This window comes from Pseudomonas sp. CNPSo 3701 (assembly GCF_028674975.1).
GTDB lineage: Bacteria > Pseudomonadota > Gammaproteobacteria > Pseudomonadales > Pseudomonadaceae > Aquipseudomonas > Aquipseudomonas straminea.
The window spans coordinates 1-437 of sequence record NZ_JAQZSI010000028.1 but is presented as its reverse complement, the minus strand read 5'-3'; the positions used below and the strand labels follow the sequence as shown (position 1 = coordinate 437).

Annotated in this window: 1 protein-coding gene; it reads left to right on the top strand. The window is 57.9% G+C overall.

Going from position 1 to position 437, the window contains the following annotated elements; genetic code table 11:
• Nucleotides 1-437, top strand: a 437-nt coding sequence (locus tag PVA39_RS23235) for a Calx-beta domain-containing protein (protein WP_274126074.1), incomplete at both ends; no start/stop codon positions are given.

Below are 437 nucleotides of genomic sequence, written 5' to 3'. Positions count from 1 at the left end.
CGGCACGCTGACCAGCCAAAGCTTCAGCAATGGTGTGACTTATAACGCCGCGAACGGCACCGTCACTGTTCCGGCTGGCGTCACCAGCTTCACCGTCACGGTACCGACCATCAATGACACCGTTTACGAGCCAACCGAAACCTTTACGCTTAATGTAGGCGGCAAGGTCGGCACGGCAACCATCATCGACAATGACCAGGTTCCGACAGTCAGCACCGTCAGCTCGGCGGTGGACAGCAGCGGAGGCCAGGTCGATGAAGGCGACAGCGCTGTTTTCACCGTCAACCTCACTAACGCCAGCAGTACCGCTACCACTTTCAGCCTCGCGCTGAATGCCGGTACTGCGATTGCCGGTAGTGATTACAACGGCACGCTGACCAGCCAAAGCTTCAGCAATGGTGTGACTTATAACGCCGCGAACGGCACCGTCACTGTTC